17 protein-coding genes and 1 pseudogene are annotated in these 19,326 nt (G+C 49.2%); 15 read left to right on the top strand and 3 right to left on the bottom strand.

What is annotated here, in order from left to right; all coding sequences use genetic code 11:
- The first annotated feature begins 718 nt into the window (after window positions 1–718).
- Window positions 719–1,078 (top strand): DUF6124 family protein, encoded by a 360-nt coding sequence (locus tag QRN31_RS27530; protein ID WP_285435794.1) that lies wholly within the window; start codon window positions 719–721, stop codon window positions 1,076–1,078.
- Window positions 1,079–1,194: 116 nt separating this feature from the next.
- Here QRN31_RS27530 and QRN31_RS27525 read toward each other — a convergent pair whose 3' ends face one another.
- The 3 genes from QRN31_RS27525 to QRN31_RS27515 form a co-directional block, all read right to left on the bottom strand.
- Window positions 1,195–1,533, bottom strand: a complete 339-nt coding sequence (locus QRN31_RS27525) for a type II toxin-antitoxin system YafO family toxin (protein WP_285435792.1) — start codon at window positions 1,531–1,533, stop codon at window positions 1,195–1,197.
- A gap of 86 nt (window positions 1,534–1,619) precedes the next feature.
- The gene (locus tag QRN31_RS27520; protein WP_285435791.1) at window positions 1,620–1,889 is read right to left on the bottom strand and encodes a hypothetical protein; all 270 of its coding nucleotides are present in this window, start codon (window positions 1,887–1,889) and stop codon (window positions 1,620–1,622) included.
- 86 nt (window positions 1,890–1,975) lie between these two features.
- Window positions 1,976–3,541, bottom strand: a complete 1,566-nt coding sequence (locus QRN31_RS27515) for a methyl-accepting chemotaxis protein (RefSeq protein ID WP_285435790.1) — start codon at window positions 3,539–3,541, stop codon at window positions 1,976–1,978.
- 391 nt (window positions 3,542–3,932) lie between these two features.
- Here QRN31_RS27515 and QRN31_RS27510 point away from each other — a divergent pair, with 391 nt between their 5' ends.
- The 14 genes and pseudogenes from QRN31_RS27510 to QRN31_RS27445 all read left to right on the top strand — a co-directional run bounded on the left by QRN31_RS27510 (window position 3,933) and on the right by QRN31_RS27445 (window position 19,275).
- The gene (locus QRN31_RS27510) at window positions 3,933–4,916 is read left to right on the top strand and encodes a glycosyltransferase family 2 protein (RefSeq protein ID WP_414923151.1); all 984 of its coding nucleotides are present in this window, start codon (window positions 3,933–3,935) and stop codon (window positions 4,914–4,916) included.
- Between the two features lie 67 nt (window positions 4,917–4,983).
- A pseudogene (locus QRN31_RS27505) lies at window positions 4,984–5,289 on the top strand (sugar phosphate nucleotidyltransferase); the annotation flags it as partial.
- The gene (gene rfbC, locus QRN31_RS27500) at window positions 5,289–5,834 is read left to right on the top strand and encodes a dTDP-4-dehydrorhamnose 3,5-epimerase (RefSeq protein ID WP_285435787.1); all 546 of its coding nucleotides are present in this window, start codon (window positions 5,289–5,291) and stop codon (window positions 5,832–5,834) included. The pseudogene QRN31_RS27505 and the gene rfbC, both read left to right, overlap by 1 nt.
- On the top strand, window positions 5,834–6,652 hold the full coding sequence (locus QRN31_RS27495; protein WP_285435785.1) for an ABC transporter permease: 819 nt from the start codon (window positions 5,834–5,836) through the stop codon (window positions 6,650–6,652). The genes rfbC and QRN31_RS27495 overlap by 1 nt, the downstream gene beginning before the upstream one ends.
- Window positions 6,642–7,973 carry an ABC transporter ATP-binding protein gene (locus QRN31_RS27490; RefSeq protein ID WP_285435784.1) on the top strand — a complete coding sequence of 444 codons (1,332 nt, stop codon included), beginning with the start codon at window positions 6,642–6,644 and terminating at the stop codon, window positions 7,971–7,973. Before QRN31_RS27495 ends, QRN31_RS27490 begins: the two co-directional genes overlap by 11 nt.
- Window position 7,974: 1 nt before the next feature.
- Window positions 7,975–8,853, top strand: a complete 879-nt coding sequence (locus QRN31_RS27485; protein WP_285435783.1) for a sulfotransferase domain-containing protein — start codon at window positions 7,975–7,977, stop codon at window positions 8,851–8,853.
- Window positions 8,850–10,985, top strand: coding sequence for a sulfotransferase (locus tag QRN31_RS27480; protein ID WP_285435782.1), 2,136 nt, complete (start codon window positions 8,850–8,852; stop codon window positions 10,983–10,985). The genes QRN31_RS27485 and QRN31_RS27480 overlap by 4 nt, the downstream gene beginning before the upstream one ends.
- Window positions 10,986–11,015: 30 nt before the next feature.
- Complete coding sequence (locus QRN31_RS27475) at window positions 11,016–12,101, top strand: DegT/DnrJ/EryC1/StrS family aminotransferase (RefSeq protein ID WP_285435781.1); 1,086 nt, start codon at window positions 11,016–11,018, stop codon at window positions 12,099–12,101.
- Window positions 12,094–14,823 carry a glycosyltransferase gene (locus QRN31_RS27470; protein WP_285435780.1) on the top strand — a complete coding sequence of 910 codons (2,730 nt, stop codon included), beginning with the start codon at window positions 12,094–12,096 and terminating at the stop codon, window positions 14,821–14,823. Before QRN31_RS27475 ends, QRN31_RS27470 begins: the two co-directional genes overlap by 8 nt.
- The gene (locus tag QRN31_RS27465; protein WP_285435779.1) at window positions 14,810–15,994 is read left to right on the top strand and encodes a glycosyltransferase; all 1,185 of its coding nucleotides are present in this window, start codon (window positions 14,810–14,812) and stop codon (window positions 15,992–15,994) included. The genes QRN31_RS27470 and QRN31_RS27465 overlap by 14 nt, the downstream gene beginning before the upstream one ends.
- A 116-nt stretch (window positions 15,995–16,110) precedes the next feature.
- Window positions 16,111–16,767: an acetyltransferase gene (locus QRN31_RS27460; protein WP_285435778.1), complete on the top strand. Its 657-nt coding sequence runs from the start codon at window positions 16,111–16,113 to the stop codon at window positions 16,765–16,767.
- On the top strand, window positions 16,767–17,723 hold the full coding sequence (locus QRN31_RS27455; protein WP_285435777.1) for a glycosyltransferase: 957 nt from the start codon (window positions 16,767–16,769) through the stop codon (window positions 17,721–17,723). The genes QRN31_RS27460 and QRN31_RS27455 overlap by 1 nt, the downstream gene beginning before the upstream one ends.
- Complete coding sequence (locus tag QRN31_RS27450; protein ID WP_285435776.1) at window positions 17,723–18,805, top strand: glycosyltransferase; 1,083 nt, start codon at window positions 17,723–17,725, stop codon at window positions 18,803–18,805. The genes QRN31_RS27455 and QRN31_RS27450 overlap by 1 nt, the downstream gene beginning before the upstream one ends.
- A 26-nt stretch (window positions 18,806–18,831) precedes the next feature.
- On the top strand, window positions 18,832–19,275 hold the full coding sequence (locus QRN31_RS27445; RefSeq protein ID WP_285435775.1) for a hypothetical protein: 444 nt from the start codon (window positions 18,832–18,834) through the stop codon (window positions 19,273–19,275).
- Window positions 19,276–19,326 lie beyond the last annotated feature (51 nt).

Raw genomic sequence — 19,326 nt, 5'->3', positions numbered from 1 at the left:
GTGGATCAAGATCAAGAGCTGCAGCCGAGCTAACGCTCATCCTGTTGAGTGGTGAGGAGCAGAAGCAGAAGCAGAAGCAGAAGCGGTACGCGTTCTGCTCTTGCTCTTCTGTGGGAGCGAGCTTGCTCGCGAAGGCGGCCTGACAGCCGACCATTCTTTAACTGAATGCACTCAAATCAAAACTGTGGGAGCTGGCCTGTCGGGTCGCCGCATCGCAGCGATGGCGGCCTACTGGCCGGCCAGTTTCTGCCAGATGTAATCGGACCAAATGTGGGAGCGAGCTTGCTCGCGAAAGCGGTCTTCCAGAGCACATCAAAAGAGCACGGAAATACCCGGCCGCTTTTTGCGCGTAAACCTAATCCAGAAAGCGCGTTTAAAGTACACGAACCGTTACGCCATAAGGGCTACAACACCTTGCGTCGTTGCCTACGCGTACGCCAGAATCCGCCGGCTTACGCGGCTATGGGGTGGGCTATATCGTTTCCCTGTCACTGAAAAACAGTGATCGGGTTTGGTAGCCCGCTTCGAAACCGTCGTATGGCGTCACCGTATGCAGTCCTTTATTTGGGGCTCAGATATTTATGGTGGGCATGCGTGGGGCTCCTTTGTGAGCGCCGGGTTTCCCGTTTCGACCGGTCTACCAACCCGCGTATGGCCACCACCCTTCGTTTGGTAGCGAGGGTGATAGCTCCTAAAATTCGAAACCGGAGTTACACCTATGTTCAAAGCTACACCCAACCCACCAGAAACCGATCCAACCTCCAACGATCCCGAGCTCGAGTCTCAAAAGACAAAAGATGCCGCCGACCGCGCACTCGACTATTACCTCTGCCCCGAAATCCCGAAGTACTTCCCACCCAAGACCCGCCCCATCTACCAGGTCGACCCCACGCTGGATGACGAAACGCTGCTGGTCGAAGCCAGTGAATCACTGTCATCGGCCAATGCCATGGCCGGCAATATCGCCAACTCGGTGAGAGGCCCGGAGCGCAAACCGCTGCTGGCGTTGCAACAGCTGATCATGTTGAACGAGCTGCTGGTCAATCGATTGCTGGACAGGCTTCGTTTGCCGAAATAGCCGCGGATAGCCGTGAATAGCGCCAAATAAGAAAAAAATAACCGGATGGCTTCCACTATCCGGTTATTTGTTATCACCCATTCAATGCATGTTCCTAGAGCTGGCCAGCCAGTTGATCAAAAGTCATCGAGGTCGGGATATATGGTTTTTCCCACGACCCATGGCTCAACAACCTCGCAATGCACCGTGCGCAGGAAACAACCCCACTCACTCCGGTTATGGGCATCCGGACCAGTGATCGTCAGCAAAAGGTATTCATCCCGGAAAGCGTCATAGGCGTAGATAAGCCAGAAGTCGTTGTCAGGATCATCAACCAGGGCGGTTCGATAATACTGGCGGTCTATTTTTGCCCATCTTGCCTGGATCGCTTGAGGGCTGGCCAAGTGGATGTGGTGCATGTCGGTGAGGTCGAGTCGTTCGTCTCGCCCGAAAATTGCGGGCAGTTCACCGCACACTTTGTAGTTATAAAAATGAGCGGCGAAGTTTTTCCAGTTGCTGATTGTTCAAAAAGCGCAGAGATTTTGACGGCTGGCATCTATGGCTACTTTGTTATGGGTAGCTTGCCAGTGATCACATATTTATCGAACGCTTTCTGCCCATCACGCGCGGCTTGCCTGACATCAAGAAAAGTCAGTTCATCGCTAACGACTTTTTTGACCGGCTTGTCGATCTTTCTGGTGGTGGCCATCGGAGCCTCCAAAGGAGATGTATTCATGCTGACCAGCTTAAGGGATTGGGTTTCTACCGGCAAACGATAGAGCCGACCCAAAAAGTGCACCAGTCGGCGGATTCTGGCGTGGCTGTAGGGCATGGCGCCCCTATGTGTAGTCACGCGGTGAGCCACAATAAAAAACCCGGAAGCTCGCGCTATCCGGGTTTTTTGTATTGCCAGAACAATCAGCGGTTAAAACGCTCTACCAACGAATACTGGGTATTCGCGGTTTTGGTCAGCTCTTCACTCAACAGCGCCGAGTTCTGCGCCTGTTCCGAGGTCTGGTCCGCCAGGTGCGAGATGTTGCTGATGTTGCGGCTGATTTCTTCGGCCACCGCACTTTGCTCTTCGGTCGCTGCGGCAATCTGGGTAGTCATGTCGGTGATGTTGGCCACCGCTTCACTGATTCCCACCAGCGCCTGATCCGCTTCCAGGACCCGCGCTACGCCTTCTTCTGCCTGGCGATGCCCGGCTTCCATGGTTTGCACTGCGGTGCTGGCGGTCTGTTGCAGCTTGGCGATCAGCGCGTGGATCTGCCCGGTGGATTCGCTGGTGCGTTGCGCCAGTTGGCGCACTTCGTCGGCCACCACCGCAAAACCTCGGCCCATCTCGCCGGCACGCGCCGCTTCGATGGCGGCGTTCAAGGCCAGCAGGTTGGTCTGGTCGGCGATGCCTTTGATCACATCGACCACGCCGCCGATTTCGTCGCTGTCCTTGGCCAGTTGGGTCACGGTCAGGCCTGTTTCGCCGACTACTACCGACAAGCGCTGAATGGCATCGCGGGTTTCGCCTGCGATGTCGCGACCGCGACCGGTCAGGCGATTGGCTTCCTGAGTCGCATCGGCGGTGCGCTGCACATGGCTGGCGACCTCCTGAGTGGTGGCGGCCATCTGGTTGACGGCAGTGGCCACTTGCTCGGTTTCAACGCGTTGACGTTCCAGGCCTGTGGAGCTGTTGTGCGCTAGGGCGTCGGACTGCTTCGCTTGCTCGGTGAGGTGTTCGGCGGTGTCCTGCAGACGGGTGAGGCAGGTTTTCAGGCGTGCTTCCTGGCTGAGGATCGACATCTCCAGACGTGCTTGAGCACCGCGGCTGTCGGTGTACATCTGCGCGATCAGCGGATCGGAAGTGGTTTGTCCGGCCAGGACCAGCAGGCGCTTGAGGCCGCGCTGTTGCCAGCTCAAGCCCATCAGCCCCAACGGCACGGAGAGGCCGGCGGCCAGGGCAAAGCCCCATTGGGATGTCAGCGTGGCGCCGATCATGAAGCTCAGCTGGCTGACCAGAATGAACGGCAGCCAGTCCTGAAGCACCGGCAGCCATTTGTCCCTTGAAGGAATCGGCGATTTGCCCTGGTTGATGCGTTCGTAGAGCGCTTCGGCACGGCGGATCTGTTCAGCGGTGGGTTTGATCCGCACCGACTCGTAACCGATCACCTGATTGCCTTCAAACACAGGCGTCACGTAGGCGTTAACCCAGTAGTGATCCCCGCTTTTGCAGCGATTCTTGACAATGCCCATCCATGGCAAGCCTTGTTTGAGTGTGCCCCACATGTGCGCGAACACCGCCGCCGGGACGTCGGGGTGACGGACCTGATTGTGCGGCGCACGGATCAGCTCTTCACGAGAAAACCCGCTGATTTCGACAAAGGCGTCGTTGCAGTAGGTGATCACGCCCTTGGCATCGGTGGTGGAAATCAACCGTTGCTGAGCCGGGAAAGTCCGTTCGCGCTGTGTGATGGGCTGGTTATTACGCATGGTATTTTTTAATCCGCAAGACTTTGCAAGGCTTTGTCGGTTTGTCGGCAGTGGGAGGAATTTATTGAGGATGTTTTTTCAATTATTGGGGGCTGCGTCACAAAAATGCTTTGTTGGTAACACTTGAAGCTCCGCGCGTCGCAGCGGCTGAATGGTCTAGGAGAGCGCTCGTGATTCGGCGTGATCACTATCGCGGCCTCATTTATAGGCCGACTTGCTGAAATTGGATTTCAACACATTGCTGGAGTCGATTGTCTGGAAAGTGCAGTAGCTATAATATGTTACAGCTAATGTAATTTTGTAGGTTGTTTTTACGGGTTGAAACTCTCGAGTTTATTGACAGAAAGCAGTCATCGTTTTTGCGTATCGTCCGCAGTAGGGAAGGGGTTTGGTGTGTATTTTGGGCTCTGATTCTCCTCTTGGTTCCATCAGTGCCGAGAAGGGTGATTGCCACACCGCAACAGTCGCAATACTGATGTGTACGTACAACGGTGAATTGTTCCTGGCTGAGCAGTTGGCCTCATTTCATCGGCAAATTCATTGTAACTGGACGGTCTATGCCTCAGACGATGGCTCGCAAGACGAGACGTTGGCCCTTCTGCATGCGTCAAATGCTCAGTGGGGGCAGGACCGTCTCCAAATCGTCGAGGGGCCTCGGCGGGGCTTCGTTGCCAACTTTCTCTCGTTGACCTGTCGGGCTGACATAAAAGCAGACTTTTATGCATGGGCCGATCAGGATGACGTTTGGAAGGAGGATAAGCTCCAAAGGGCCTTAGCCTGGCTGAAGACTATCCCCGGGCACATCCCCGCGCTTTACTGTGGCCGCACCGAGCTGATTGACGAGTCAGGCGTTTCCTTTGGGTATTCGCCCAAGTTCAGGCTTGCCCCGCATTTCTCCAATGCTCTGGTTCAAAATATTGGTGGTGGTAACACCATGGTGTTTAACCAGGCAGCGCGTGAGCTCCTGCAAGAGGCGGGTTATAGCTTGATTGTCCCTTCTCACGATTGGTGGGCATATCAGCTTATCTCCGGGGCTGGAGGGGTTGTCCATTACGATCCCATACCTACGGTGCTTTACCGCCAGCATGACGAAAACCTGGTTGGCACCAACTCCAGTTGGTTCTCACGGATCAAGCGTTTGCGGATGGCCTTCCAAGGGCGCTTTTACGTGTGGAATACTCAAAACATCCATGCGCTTGAGACAATGCGCCATCGCTTGAGCCAAGAAAATCAAGTGAAGCTCGCCCGATTCAAGGGGGCGCGTGAGCAAAGGTTGTTTCCGAGGATCGTAGGTTTCCTGCGTGCTGGCATATACAGGCAGACCTTGTTTGGAAATCTGGGATTGATCCTCGCAATTTTACTAAAAAAGATCTAAATCAATGACCAACTTAGTAACCGGCGGCGCGGGCTTTATTGGGGCGAAATTTGTACTGGATTGGCTGGCGCAGTCGGATGTGGAAATTGCTGATCTTAACCGCGTCTATCTGGAGCATGGTAGCTTGCCGGTGGAAATCATGGTGCGCGGCTACGCCTGGCTGGATACCGGTACCCACGACTCGTTGCTTGAAGCCAGCCATTTCATCGTCACGCCGGAACATCGTCAGGGTCTCAAAGTCACTTGTCCCGAGAAAATTTCCTCCGGGCAAAAATGGATATCAGCCAAACGGCTTGAGACGCTTGCAGCACCTTTCTCCAAAAATGGCTACGGCCAATACCTCAAACGCAGCCTGCATGAGACAATTTTCTGATGAAGTTCACCCCATTAGCCATATCGGACGTCGTGCTGTTTGAGCCCAGGGTATTCGGCGATGAACGTGGCTTTTTCTTTGAAAGCTTCAATGAGGCGCAATTTTCGGCGGCCATTGGGAAGGAAGTTAAGTTCGTGCAAGACAATCATTCGCGCTCCCTGAAAAACGTGTTGCGTGGGCTGCATTACCAGGTTGAGCAGGCACAAGGGAAACTGGTGCGAGTGGTGTCTGGTGAAGTCTTCGACGTAGTCGTGGATATACGCAAATCTTCGCCAACCTTTGGCCAATGGGTGGGGGAAATCCTGTCCGCCGAAAACAAAAGGCAATTGTGGGTGCCTGAAGGGTTTGCCCATGGTTTTTATGTTTTGTCGGAGGCTGCCGAGTTTCTTTACAAGACAACTGATTACTATGCTCCCGCCCATGAGCGCTGCATCGCGTGGGATGATCCGGCCTTGAGTATCGACTGGCCTTGTGACGGAGTCCCTGACCTTTCTGTAAAAGATCAGCGCGGATCGCAATTACATGATGCTGAGGTGTTCGCCTGATGCAAGCACACTCCATTTCTCCCAAAGAACTCGTCAAAAGTCTTTGGTCTAATCGTAGTCTGATCAAAGCGATGGCTGCGCGTGAAGTTGTTGGGCGATATAAAGGCTCTTTTCTTGGGATTTTCTGGTCTTTTTTTAATCCCGTTCTGATGTTGGCCGTGTATACGTTCGTCTTCAGTGTTGTATTCAAAGCACGCTGGAATGGCGGCGGCGACTCTAAAACAGAGTTTGCATTGGTTTTGTTCGCCGGATTGATGGTTTTTAACCTGTTTTCCGAGTGCGTGAATCGGGCGCCTGGCGTTATCTTGGCTAACGCCAACTACGTAAAAAAAGTCGTGTTTCCTTTGGAGATTTTTCCTTGGGTTAACCTCGGCTCAGCGATGTTTCATTGGCTGGTAAGCCTTAGTGTATGGATGATTGCATTTATCATATTCTTCGGCGTACCGCATGCGACAGCGTTATTATTGCCGATTGTGATACTTCCATTGCTCTTTCTTGTATTAGGGTTGTCTTGGGGGTTGGCTTCACTGGGCGTTTATTTGCGCGACGTTAGTCAGTTTATCGGGATTTTTACAACGGTAATGATGTTTTTGTCGCCAATTTTCTACCCCTCTAGCGCATTGCCACCTGAATACAGTCATTTGCTTATGCTTAATCCACTGACACCTGTAATTGAAGGTGTGAGAGATGTTTTGTTTTGGGGTAAATTGCCCGATATGGGGTTCTTGTCAGTCTACTTAATTGGCTCTGCTTTTTTTGCGTGGCTGGGTTTCGCTTGGTTCCAAAAGACACGCAAGGGGTTTGCAGATGTCCTCTGATATCGCCATCAAAGTTGAAAACCTTAATAAGTGTTATCACATCTATGACAAGCCACATGATCGACTGAAACAAATGTTGATGCGTGGGAGGCGGCAATATTTCCAAGAGTTTTGGGCTCTGCGTGATGTTTCCTTTGAAATTAAGAAAGGTGAGACAATCGGCATCATAGGTCGTAACGGCAGTGGAAAATCGACGTTACTGCAAATGATTTGCGGCACGCTTAATCCGACGAGTGGAAGTGTGCAGACGTACGGCCGTATTGCTGCATTGCTGGAACTTGGTGCCGGTTTTAATCCCGAGTTTACTGGTCGGGAAAATGTGTACATGAACGGTGCAATTCTCGGTTTGACTCAAGATCAAGTCGATTCTCGCTTCGAGGAAATCGCATCTTTTGCTGATATCGGTAACTTCATCGAGCAACCGGTTAAAACTTATTCGAGTGGTATGTTTGTACGTTTGGCATTCGCGTCGAACATTATGTCAAGACCTGAAATTATGATCGTCGACGAGGCGCTGTCGGTTGGCGATATGAACTTTCAAGCCAAGTGCATGACTGCATTGACTCGTATCCAGGATAATGGTGCAACTATATTGTTCGTCAGCCATGACATCGGCTCGGTCAAAAGTTTGTGCTCGCGTGGTGTCTATCTTGAGCGCGGTCAGCTGGTCGCGGCCGGACCAGCAGCAGAAGTTGCGGAGCGTTATATCCGGACTATGCGGGAGGAAATGAATGAGGAACACAAGAAATTTTCACGAGTTTCGGCTGCTTTCGGCGAAAAGCCAGCACTCCCCGTTGAAACGCTTGACAGCGTTGATGAGCCTGGCTTTAAGCGATCGCTAGACTTTGATACTAGGGTCGCGCAGTTTCGCTATGGTACTGGTGAAGTTAAGGTAGCGCTGGTTGAGTTGTTGGACGCTGAGGGTAAAGAGCTGACATTTGTTGAGTTTAACCAGGATGTGAAAGTAAAAGTTTATTTCGAAGCCTACGCAGAAAAAACCATTTCAGTGAATTTCAGTGTCTTCGACGAGAAGAAAAATAATATTGTTGGTTGTGGTTTTCCCCATGCGGATAAGCCTTACTTGGTGACACGTAATAATGCTAAATATTTGGCGGAGTATTCGTTGAAGCTACCTTTGCAAGAAGGTAATTACTCTATTCGGATCAATATATCGTCCCCCATTGTGGAGAACGAGTCTGCTGAGTTTGTGGACTTTGTCAGTGATGCCATAGTATTTAAGGTTGGGCGCTGGCAGAAGTCCAGAGTTTGGTCGAAAGTGCATGCTTTTTCCGAATTGAAGCTACACGAGTTTGAGGTGTAAGATGCACGACATGCCGCCCCTAAGTTGTTTGACTACGCCAAATCGCCCGGATTTTTTGATTTTGGGCGTTCAAAAATCGGCAACAACCGCGTTGTTTGATGTGTTAGATGGTTTGGAGGGGTTTGCGGGCTCGTCGTCAAAAGAGCTTCATTTTTTTGATAATGACTTTAACTATCAAAAAGGCAATGAGTGGTATTTGAATTTCTTCAATGCAAAGGTCGGTGCCAAGAAATTTGAGGCGACCCCTTCGTATATATATATGCGAGAAGTGCCTGGGCGGATATATAATAATTTCGGATCGATGAAATTTATCGTGATGCTCCGGGATCCGGTGAAACGCTGCTTTTCTGCTTGGAATATGTTTAGAAGTTTTAATGGTAATAGGCAGACTGCAGATTATATCTACGATACTTTTATAAAAAATACCAATGCCGGCTCGATGGAGGCGCTTCGTGATTTGCTATATGCCGAAGAATTTCCGAGCTTTGAACAGTGTGTCAATGATGATTTGACAAGGCGGCAGCAGTGTTCATCGAATGAAGAGCCAAGTTTTGTTCGTCGTGGGTTTTATTACGAACAAATTTTGCGTTTTTTGGAATTTTACAGTCTTGAGGATTTTTTGTTTTTAGAGCAGGAGGAGTTTGGTAGGGATGTTGCCGGGAGCATAAGCCGAATTTGTGATTTTCTTGAAATTGAATCTGATCTTGATTCCGGGATTGCGCAAAAAATTAGTAATAAAGGTGACTATGAGGATGTTGCAGTTGATACGCACTCCCAAGTGTTTTTGAAATTGTACGACTTATACCGTGAGCCAAATCAGAAATTATTTTCGCTCATTGGTAAGGAGTATCCCTGGAATCCTTCTTGGCTCTCCCTATGAATAATGCATTTATAATCGGTACCGGACGGTGCGGCACATCCTGGCTGGGGCAAATGCTAAACAGCCATGCCGATATTTGTGTGCCTCCAGAGATTCAGTTGCTATTTGAGTATTCGGGCAACGGTAATCGCCTGTTCGAAGAGTTTTCATTGGCAGGGGAGTCCGAGCCTGATGGTGAGTTGTTGGCTTCCATCATTGAACAAGGATGCCCGCACAACCTCGATTTGTTCTTCGATTATCGTGAGTTTTGCCTAAGAGAAGATACGCCCAAGAATTCAGCGGTGAATTTTTTATCAGCATTCTATTCTGCGATTGCCCAGTCTTATGGGAAAAAATGGCTGATTGAGCAAACGCCGTGGTATGGACAGCGGCTGGATCTGGTTTCCAGGTTTTTTCCCAAAGCCAAATTCGTTCATATGATTCGAGATGGGCGAGACGTTGCACTATCGTTTTCCAGGACACCTTGGTGGCATGTATCGCCACGAATTAACTTGGCCAGATGGCAAAGAGAAATCAAGAAGATTGCCCTGGATGCGGCCTTTTATTTAAGTGCTGATACTTACTTAGAGGTTAAATACGAGAGTTTGGTGACGAATACCGAATTTGAAATGCGCCGTATTTGCGAGTTTTTGGGTGTCAACTTTGATCCGGTGATGTTGGATCCGAAAAATCTGATTGATTACGATCAGTTCTGCAAGTTTGATATGAAAACGGTCTCATCTCAGTTCTACACCGATTGGCGACTTCGGAAAGACTCCACCAGTTTTTCGGAGAACGTCGGAGCCTGGCGGCGGTCGGAGGATTTGTTTCATGCTCCGTTGCCTCCACAAATTGCAAGCTGGCTTACTCATTACGAGTACGAAGTGGAGCAAGTGGATGGGGCCGAAACTGACATATTTCAATATCATCAGGAATATAGCTTCAATGCTCTGGAGCGGGACCTGGCTACGCGCGCGGAGACGAATGCCCGTCTTTTGGACGCTAATGAGTGTCAGGTTGCTCATATATCCGTTATTGAAGATGAATTGGCCAGGCAGACCAAGCATATCCATCTTGTAGAGCTGGATTGGGCCGCGCGCGGAGATTTGATCGAGCAGCATTCCGATAGATTGGCGGCGCAGGCGAACCAAAACGCTCAACTCCATGAAGAGCTGGCAACGCAAGTTAAGCAAAACCAGTTGATAGAGCAAGATTGGGTGGCCCGCGGAGATTTGATCGGTGAGCTCTCTAATACGCTAGAGACGCAGGTCAGTCATATCGGTCAACTTGAGCAGGAATTGGTAACGCAGGCCGAGCATATCCAGTCAATAGAGCGTGATTGGACGGCCCGTGGGGAATTGATTGGCCAACTCTCTGGTACGTTGGAGGCGCAGGTCAATCATAATGCGCAACTGCAGCAGGAACTGGTTAATCAGGCAGAGCACATACGGCATGTAGAGCAAGATTGGACGGCCCGTGGGGAATTGATTGGCCAACTCTCTGGTACGTTGGAGGCGCAGGTCAATCATAATGCGCAACTGCAGCGGGAGCTGGTTAATCAGATAGAGCACATACGGCATGTAGAGCAAGATTGGGCAGCTCGCGGAGATCTGATCGGCGAGCTCTCGAATTCGCTGGAGAAGCAGGTCAGTCATAACGCACAACTGGAGCAGGATTGGGCCAAACAGGCGGAACAAATTCACTCGCTAGAGCGTGACTGGGAGGCTCGTGGGGACTTGATCGGTCAACTCTCGGCGACGTTGGAGGCGCAGGTTAACCATAACGTGCAACTGCAGCAGCAGCTGGTTGATCAGGTTGAGCAAATACAGCTAGTGGAGCGTGATTGGGCAGCCCGGGGAGACTTGATTACTCAACTCTCGAATAATCTTGATGTCCAGACCAATCAAGGTATCTTACTAGAACAGGAACTTAGCATGCGGTCCAGGCACGTTCAGCTCGTAGAGCAGGACCTGGCTGCATGTAGAAATTTGGTCGAGCAGCTCTCGAAAAATATTGAAGCACAGACGATTGATAACGCTGTGCTCAAAGAGGAAGTTGAAAATGCAAGAAGCAATATAGGGAAGTTAGAAGTAGAGCTTACCGGGCTTAGGAACTCTTGGTGTGGAAAGCTAAAGAGTTTGCTGAATAAGTAAAATTTCAATGTTCTGAGTTTTAGTTTATTTATGAATATAACCGTTACCAAGCCGTTTATGCCTCCTTACACGGAGTTTCAGGAATATTTAGCTGGGATTTGGGCTCGGGAATGGTTGACCAACAATGGTCCATTGCTGAATGAGTTAGAAATCAAGCTGAAAGAGCATCTAGATGTCGATCATCTATTGTTTCTGACGAATGGCACCATTGCGATTCAAATTGCTATTCAGGCACTTGAACTGGAGGGTGAAATTATCACCACTCCCTTCAGTTATGTGGCGACGACTTCCAGTATCGTTTGGGAGCGCTGTCAGCCAGTGATGGTGGATATCTGTCCAGATACGTTGAATATTGATGCGTCGAAAATTGAGCAGGCAATTACCAGTAAGACGACAGCCATTTTGGCGACTCATGTTTTTGGTAATCCGTGTGACGTAGAAGCTATTGGCGCTATTGCAAAAAAGCATAACCTGAAAGTGATCTATGATGCGGCTCATGCATTCGGAACCAAGTATAAGGGGAAGTCACTTCTTTCCTACGGTGATGTTTCGACCTGCAGCTTTCATTCGACTAAACTTTTCCATACTGTCGAAGGCGGTGCTGTTACAACCACCGACCCTGTTGTCCATAAAAAAATGTCGATGATGAGGAACTTTGGGCACTCTTCAGCCACTGAGTTCGGCAGTGTGGGGATCAATGGGAAGAACTCCGAATTTCATGCTGCCATGGGGTTATGTAATCTCAAATATACTCACGAGGTGCTGGCAGTACGTCGTAAATTATCAGAGCGATACATGCAGAATCTTGAAGGGTTGCCTGTCAAGTTTCAGCAGATTATCGCGAAGACGGAATATAATCATGCCTATTTTCCGGTCGTACTCGAAAGCGAAGAAAAACTTCTAAAGTTGGTCGAGTTACTCAATCTCAATAATATTTTCCCGCGTCGTTATTTTTATCCATCGTTGACCAATCTCCCTTACGTAAGCGGGCAAAGTGCGCCTATTGCGGAGGATATTTCTAAAAGAGTTCTTTGTTTCCCACTTTATCACACACTTTCTGTTGAAGAAGTGGATATGATTTGTAGATTTGTTACCCAGGAACTGAGTTATGGATAAAGTAAGCATGGAAAATGGAATTTACGAACCTGCGGTAATGAGTGGCGACACCATTACATACAGCACCATGAGTGATAAGTTTTTCATTGACTCGTTCAAAGATGAACACTTGAATGAAGATGACAAGCTTGCTTTGCTGAATTTTCTCATGCGCGAGTTCGCACTTCAGCAGCCCCTGGTTTTGAAGGGGACTGGCTCTGGAGTCGAGGCACAGTTCCTGCTTGAACAGTTCTCTCGGCAAAATAAAAAGATCGATCTCTTCTATCTTGATGCGCAAGCTTTACAGGTTGCCAGTTCGTCAGTCATCACTAAACTTTTTGACCTCCTGTCGCGAAAAGGAGTCATTTGCATTGAAGCTGGTAGTAGTTCGGTCGAAGTTGATCGACTCCTTGCCGGTAAATTTAAGGCCGTACTGGAAACTCCAGATTTCCTGATATTTGCTCAGGTAGACGGAGATCGACCAATTCGCAGTATGCGATATCAAGTTGATTTGTTTCGCAGGAAGTTGTCTTTCGATCGAAAGCGCCAGTTGGCTCTTTCGGTCGACATTGATCTGCCGCTTGTGACGGTCATTGTTTTGACCTTTAAACACGAAAGCTTTATTGCTGAGTGTCTGCAGTCGGTATTGCATCAAAAAGGACGTTTCCGTTTGCGAGTTGTCATCATCGACGACGCGTCTCCCGATGGAACTGCACAGATCGTAAACGCCTTTATTTCAGATAAACAATATGAGCATCTGGATATAGCGTTTCACGCAAATCAACAGAATGTTGGAGTTGTCGCCAACTTGGCGACGGCGCTGCGACTTGCTGAAGGCTGTGACTATCTGACCTTCTGCGAGGGCGATGACTTCTGGAGTTCGGAAAACCGCGTTCAGGAACACATAGACTTCCTGAGTGCTCGGCCTAAAGCTGTTATGTCGTTTAACACGATTGAGCTATGTGCGGCTGATGGTTTGTCCCGTAAGGTTTTTGCTGATCATGAAAATTTGGTCGCCGACGGTATAGATGGCGTTCAACTGGCTGAAAATAATCTTATCGGTAATTTTAGCGCCTGTTTCTATCATGGTGCGCTTATTAGCGTCATTCCGCGTGAACTGTTTCAGTTTTACACAGTTGATTGGTTCTTCAATCTTTATTGTGCACAGTTCGGAACACTTGCGCATCTGAAGAAGCCACTCTCCATTTATCGTCAGCATGGCGGTGGTGAATGGAGTGCTCGTCGTGACGTAGATAAGATTACAACGTTGCTTGAGCATATTTCCGATTACAACGCCTTCCTAGACTTTAGTTATGATGAGGGGTTTCAGGAATACAGTAATAAGTTGTATTGCCTGCTAGATGAAAAATATTCAGATACGTCGAATAAATTGGATCTCGTCGTTTTTGATGATGTTTTTCCCTCGACAAGAAGCGGTTTTCGTTATACAGAATTCACTTCCTATTTGCGTGCGTTTGAGAAGTCGTTGGTCTTGACTTCCGGAGCCTCGTTGCCCGTTTTGGAAGATACTCCGATTAAGGACGTCGTTCGTAGCTACCAGCGACAATATCCAGAGTTGGGCAGCCAGGTAATGATTTATAATAAACAGTTTCCGCTCCGTCTCGGAAAACTGCTTTATGTGAATTTTCTGACGAATGCATATGCACTACTGCCCTATGTAGAAGCAGAAAGAGTGCCTTTTGTATTTACACTTTACCCCGGTGCCGGGTTTGTCCTAAATAATCCAGACTGTGACCGGAAGCTCAAGCAGGTCTTTGATTCGCCTTGTTTCCAAAAAGTTATAGTGACCCAGCAGGTCACCTACGATTACATAGTTCATCGTAATCTGTGCCCAGCCGAAAAAGTTCAGATGATCTTTGGCGTTGTGATGCCCGAGAATCGTGTCGAGCAGAGTTTTCAGGGCAAGAGTCGGTGGGGCTTGGGTAAATCTCGTTTAGATATCTGCTTCATGGCGCACAAGTACACGGCGTATGGCGAGGATAAGGGCTATGACGTTTTTGTAAATGTGGCAAGCATACTGCGTCAGCGCCATGACGATATTTACTTTCATGTGGTCGGTCCTTTTGATAGGCGTGTGATTGACGTCAGTACGTTCAGCGATCGTATAACTTTTCACGGTTCTTTGAATCCGGATCAGTTTGATGCTTTCTTCAGTGGCATGGATATTATTATGTCACCCAATATCAGCGGAAAGATTTTTCCTGGCTCTTTTGATGGATTTCCTACGGCCAGTTGTACCGAAGCTGGTTTGCGCGGTATTGCGATCTTTGCAATTGATGAGTTCAACTCTGCCAGTGGACGCTTTACCGACGGTGAAGATATTGTGCTCATTAGATACGATCTAATGGCGATTGTTGACAAAGTTGAGAGCTACTATTCCGAACCTGACGCGTTGAGAGAACTTGGCGAGCGTGGTGCTCAAAAAATTCGTGAACTCTATAGTCTAGATGCTCAAATGACTCCACGGATCGAGTTATTACAACAGGTCATCATCCAGCTTGAAGAGACTCCACTCGCGGAACGCTTTCCATTTAATACGTTAAATAGTAAGCTGTCTGTTAACGACGAAACAGTACCTGCTGATATTTTAGAGAGCCCTGAAGTGTTGGCGGAGGCTCCTGTGCAAACCACTTCACTCCTTTGGAATGTATTGCGAAAAATTTGCCCAGGCCCGATTAAAAAATTATACCGTATGTGGAAAGGCAACTATGCTTCCAATTGAAAGTGATACTTCGGTTAATGTGGGCCCGGTGCCATTAGTTAGCGTTGTGGTGCCATCCTACAATCATGCAAAGTACATCAGCAAAGCGGTGGACAGCATCTTGCGGCAGGGCTTTGCTGATTTTGAGCTCCTGATCTCAGATGACATGTCTCAGGATAATAGTTGGGATGTGATTTCCGGTTTTGATGATCCGCGCATACGTTCCTTCAAGCAGGAAAAAAATCTGGGTCCAGTCGGTAATCTGGTATTCCTGATTAAGCAGGCGCGCGGAAAGTATATTGCGTTGTTAAATTCGGACGACGCCTGGTATCCATCAAAGCTCGGCAAACAGGTAGCAATCCTGGAAGCTCAGCCACAATTGGGGGCCAGTTTTACTTGGGCGGACCTGGTTGATGATCAGGGGCGAGAGATATCTGGAGCCGAGGCCATATGGAATGATGTCTTTAGGCAGCCAAACCGTAGCCAGGGTGAATGGTTGCGGCATTTCTTTTTTAATGGCAACTGTATATGTCACCCAAGCATGCTGGCGCGCAAGGAAATCTACGATGAGCTGGGCTTCTATAATCCGGGGTTGAGACAGCTGCCTGATTTCGACATGTGGATTCGACTGGTAAAAAAATACCCGATTCATATCGTTGAAGAGAACCTTGTCGCGCATCTTCGGGATGGAAATAATACCAGCGCCGTCTCGCCTGAGAACTCAGCACGTAATTTGACAGAGCTGGTTGAAATATTTGGCTCGTTCTTCGATGGCGTTTCGGATGAAATTTTTATCGAGGGGTTCGGTAAAGAGTTTCGTCTCAAGGGAGTGCCACCCACACCGGCAAGGCTGCAGTGCGAAAGGTTGTTTCTGCTACTCGATAGTACCTTCGCCCACGCCGCCGGCAGGGCTGCTGGTCTGTCTTTATGCATAAAAAACCTCACCGATCCAGAGTTCGAGCGGGTACTGCGCGATGAGTACATGTTCAACGTGTTCGATTTCTACCGGCTGACCGGGCAAGCGGGGTTCGGTCACTATATGATGCATGCCCTCAGCGCACCTGCCCCAGTCGCGGGCCCTAGTGTCGGATTAGGTGGACAGGGCGATAACTTGCCGACCTTGCTGTTTCGCTCACTTCGCTATCTCAAGCGAATTGCCCGCCGGTTGGTTAATGCAGTGCGTCAGAATTAACACGCGCGGAACTGTTGGCGGTTGGGTCGAGAGGGGCGAGGGCGTATGGTTAAGCGGTTTCCAGCGAATGCTTTCGTCCCCGCACCCTATCCATTGAGAATGGAATGCAGAATTTTATGAATACCTATTTTGGCTTGATTGGTGCTGGTGGCCATGGCAGGGAAGTAATGCCAATGTTGCGTTCGATGCTCCAGGGCAAGATAGCCGGATTGAATGCCCAATTACTGTTCGTCGTAGAGAACCTGGAGCAAGAAACCGAGATAAACGGGTATCGGACGATTAGCCTGAAATCTTTTTTCAAGCTGGAGGGAACCAAGCGCTTTAACGTGGCAATTGGTGATTCAAAAGTTCGTCAGAGGATTGCTGAGGTCTGCATCGCTCAGAAAATCGAGCCTTTTTCGCTGGTCGCAAACAGTGTGACGATGCTGGATGACAACGAAATCGGCGAAGGCTGCATGATTTCGGAGCAAACGATCATTACGTCAAACGTCCGGATTGGTCGTTTCTTTCAGGCTAATAACCAGTGCAATATTTCCCACGATTGTGTGATCGGGCACTATGTAACCTTCGCACCTGGCGTCAAGTGCAACGGTAACGTCTCTATCGGTGATCACGCTTACATTGGGGCCGGCGCGTTGATCAAGCAAGGACGACACGGTAAACCTCTGCTGATCGGAGAGGGGGCGGTTGTCGGAATGGGGGCCGTTGTTACTAAAGACGTTGAACCTTACACAACAGTGGTGGGCAACCCTGCCAGGCCAATGGTGAAGTAATGTCAGTTTATCCAGACTTCGGTTTGTCGGTCCTGCTCGTGACTTATAATCATGAGTCTTACATTGATCGGGCATTGGAGTCGCTGTTCAAGCAGAACTATTCAGGTCCTATTGAGCTGGTGGTCGCAGATGATGCTTCGACGGATGATACGTTGAGACGTATCCGCGCTTACGATGGCGTCGATTCACGGTTTACGTTTAAATATCTGTCAGGCAACAACTTAGGCATCACCAGAAATTACCAGCGTGGTTTCACCGCCTGCACCGGGCAGTATGTTGCTGTGTTGGAGGGAGACGATTACTGGATAAGCCCAAGAAAACTTTCACGGCAAGTCGAGTTTTTGAATGAGCACTGGGAGTGCGATCTTTGCTCCGTCAACTATCTTGTGTTCTATGAAGAAAGTTCGACCTTCACTGAGCGAACAACAATTGGTACTGGACATCGATTGTTGGCTGCTCGCGATCTTATCGCGGATAATCTGGTGGGCAATTTTTCTACATGCCTGTATAGAAAGACCGCTCTGGATCGTTTGCCAGCCGAGCTGTTCGAACTCAAGTCTTACGACTGGATTGTTAATATCTGCGTGGCCAGCAGCAGTCTGATCGGGTTTATCGAAGAGCCAATGTCTGTCTATCGCATTCATGCAGACGGCGCGTGGTCCAATTTCGCACATGTAGAAAAGCTACAGCTGCAACTGGACTTGATTCCAGATTACGACAGGCTCACCCAGCAAAAGTACCACGCAGAATTCACCCGTCTGGAGCAGAATTTGCGTGCAGTCATCATGTTGGCGCGTGGCGAGCGACTGGCCGGAAAACAGTTGCGGCCGGCGCTCTCGCTGTTGGCGAGGCTGCATGACTTCTTACCGCCTATTATTATCACCGTCGTACGGGCACTCATGCCCCCGGTGATCATCCGGTTGCTCATGAAGATTGCCCGTCGAGGGCGAACGTAATGATGCCACCGGTAATCAGCGTGGTGATGGCGAGCTATAACCATGCCGCTTACGTCGCTCAAGCTATCGCCAGCGTATTGGCGCAGCGCGGTGTCTCCTTTGAGTTTCTGATAGCCGATGACGGGTCAAGCGATGCTACTCGGGACGTTATCGAATCGTTTAAAGACGCCAGGATTCGTTTTTTTCCACATCCGATTAATCGAGGAGCGAGTGTTGTCACAAATGAATTGATTGAGCGTGCCACCGGTGAATTTGTGGCACTCATCAATTCTGATGACTACTGGGTGGGCGAGGACAAGTTGGCTTATCAACTCGACATTCTTCGCGCGGACCCTCGTTTGGGTGCGAGTTTTGGTCGGGCCCGTTTTGTTGACAAACATGGAAATGACGTCAACAAGAAAAGTTTGCCATTCGGTTCGGTGTTTGATCAAGGGAATCGAACTCAAGGTGGATGGCTGCGTTACTTTCTGGATCATGGTAATTGTATTTGCCATCCAACAATGTTGATCCGGCGTAAGTGTTATGAAGAGCTGGGTGGGTATAGCAATAGTCTCCGACAACTGCCCGATTATGATATGTGGATCAGGCTGGTAAAACGCTACCCCATCCATGTTTCAGAGCGCGAGTTAATTAACTTTCGGGTGGTGCCGGGCGAGAGTGTTAGTTCGTTGTCGGTGACGAATTCCATTCGTACGATGAATGAACATTATCTGATAGCCGAGACATTTTTTCAGGATGTTGAAGCGCAACTTCTCAAGGATGGATTTTCCGAGTTGTTGAGGTATCCTGAAATACCCAGCTCGATTCACCTTGACATTGAAAAGGTTTTGCTGTTTTTTAGTCCAAATCCTGCTATTGGGAAGGCCTATCGGATGATTGGGATCATCAAGCTCCATCATTTGCTCGATCGCCCTGAGTACCGAGGGGTTCTTGACGAGGCATATGGAGTAGATGGGCAATGGTTTCAGGCTAAAATGGGCGAAATTGATGTATTGCGTCCGAAATTTTTGGCCGTGATTAGCGACAAAACACTAGGTGCCAGGCACGCCTTGAAAAGACTTTTAAGGCGTGGTGATTATTGAAAATGAAAATACATAAAGGAAGTGTTATGCGCTATTTGTACTTGCCGGCGATTGCTGTGTTCGGTCTTCTTGCTGCCTGCGATTCAGGCAAGCCGAAAGATATCGTAGCCAACAATTTCTGTTCTTTGGACAGTCCGGCTAATGAAGCCAAACTATCGGCAGCTGCGCCATTTGAAGTGTGGGGTTGGGCTTATAATGTGGCGGCGGGTACAGTGCCTAAAGACGTTTCTATCCAGATCATATCCTCAGGTGGCGATGTGGCGATAACTGCGCCTTTGACTCGCTCTTCGCGTCCGGATGTAGTCAAAGCCTTTGCCAAGCCAGACTTGGAAATGGCCGGGTTTAACGGTGTCGTAGACATTAGTGCTTTGAAGTCCGGCGTTTACACCGTGAAGATTATCCAGCAAGAAGGCATCAGCCGTTTTGCGTGCACCAGTCCATCGAAGTTTGATATTAAATCCAAGGGTTGATTAATAACGCTTGAGCGCTGGCGTGCGAATCGCGGCATTGCTGGGTGGATT

This window comes from Pseudomonas sp. fls2-241-R2A-110 (assembly GCF_030209165.1).
Taxonomy (GTDB): domain Bacteria; phylum Pseudomonadota; class Gammaproteobacteria; order Pseudomonadales; family Pseudomonadaceae; genus Aquipseudomonas.
This window is presented reverse-complemented; position numbering and strand designations above follow the sequence as displayed.